Genomic DNA, 1,456 nt, shown 5'->3' with positions numbered 1-1,456 from the left:
GGGCGCCGTCAGGCCCCAGCGCAGCGGGGCGGCCAGGGCGCGGGCGGCGTCGGCCAGGCCCACCTCCAGGCGGCGCGGCCGGGCGCCCTGGGCGCGGCCCAGCGCCGCCTGCAGCACGGCCTGCATCGCCTGCTCGGCGCCGCCCATATCGGCCAGCAGGGTGCGCGGCAGGCCGGCGGGGGGCAGCAGGCCCTCCTCGGCCTGGTAGGTCAGGTCGTGGCCGGCCTCCTCGGCGCGGCCGCCGCAGCCGCCCACGATGGCCACCTGCCAGAGCTGCGGGTGCTGGCGCTGCAGCGTGCGCCAGCCCAGCCCGAGGCGTTGCAGGGCGCTGGGGCGAAAAGAGCTGAGCAGCACATCGCTGCGCGCCAGCTCGCGCTGCAGCGCAGCCTGGCCGGCAGCCTGCTTCAGGTCCAGGCGCAGCACCTTCACGCCTTCATGCAGGGCCTGGTAGAGCGCCGGCGCGAAAGTGGCCACCGGGTCGCCGGCCGGCGGTTCGAGCTTGCGCGCCTGCGCGCCCAGGGCGCGGCAAGCCTGCAGGGCCACGGGGGCCGGCAGGTTCAGACCCAGGCTGAGGATGCGCAGGCCGCGCAGGGGGCGAAAGCGGGGGGAGGACATGCTCGGGGATGATAGGCAGATGCCCTCCCCCACCCCCGAGACCCCGCCGCCGCTGGAGCCGGCGGCACTGAACACCGACGACCCCCTGCACTGGCGTTCCGAGCGCTTCCAGGACGGCTACGCCTCGCGTGCCGGCGCGCTGGCGCAGGCGCGCGAGGTCTTTCTGCAGGGCAATGGACTGCCCGAAGCCTGGCGCGAGCGTGCGCAGTTCGTCATCCTGGAAACCGGCTTCGGCCTGGGCAACAACTTCCTCGCCACCTGGCAGGCCTGGCGGGCGGACCCGCAACGCCCGCGCCGACTGTTCTTCCTGAGCCTGGAGCGCTACCCGCTGCAGCGAGCCGAGCTGGCCGCCGCCCACTCCGACTCCGAGCTGGAGGAACTGGCCGGGCACCTGGTGGCGACCTGGCCGCCGCTGGCGCCGGGGCTGCACCGGCTGGACTTCGAGAACGGCGCTGTGAGCCTGCTGCTCGCGCTGGGCGACATCAGCAGCACGCTGCCGGCCTTTCGCGCCGAGGTGGATGCCTTCTTCTTGGACGGCTTCGCGCCCGATCGCAACCCCGCCATGTGGGACGCCCGCACCCTGCAGACCCTGGGCCGGCTGGCGCGCCCGGGGGCACGCGCCGCCACCTGGAGCGTGGCACGCGCCACCCGCGATGCCCTGACCCAGGCGGGCTTCGAAGTGCAGCGCGTGCCGGGCTTCGGCGGCAAGGCACAGCGCCTGCAGGCCCGCTTCGCGCCGCGCTTCCAGCCGCCGCGCCCGGCCGCGCACACCGCCCTGGCGCCGCAGGCGCGCGAGGCCCTGGTGCTGGGCGCCGGCCTGGCCGGTGCGGCCTGCGCTGCC

Annotated in this window: 2 protein-coding genes; one reads left to right on the top strand and one right to left on the bottom strand. The window is 76.0% G+C overall.

What is annotated here, in order from left to right; all coding sequences use genetic code 11:
- Window positions 1-615: CoA transferase (locus tag I7X39_RS22960; protein WP_198113692.1), on the bottom strand; the 615-nt coding region annotated here is incomplete at its 3' end.
- A gap of 19 nt (window positions 616-634) precedes the next feature.
- Between I7X39_RS22960 and mnmC2 the strand changes: the two genes are divergently transcribed.
- Window positions 635-1,456: tRNA (5-methylaminomethyl-2-thiouridine)(34)-methyltransferase MnmC2 (mnmC2, locus tag I7X39_RS22955; RefSeq protein ID WP_198113691.1), on the top strand; the 822-nt coding region annotated here is incomplete at its 3' end.

This window comes from Inhella proteolytica, assembly GCF_016093275.1.
Lineage (GTDB): Bacteria > Pseudomonadota > Gammaproteobacteria > Burkholderiales > Burkholderiaceae_C > Inhella > Inhella proteolytica.
This window is presented reverse-complemented; position numbering and strand designations above follow the sequence as displayed.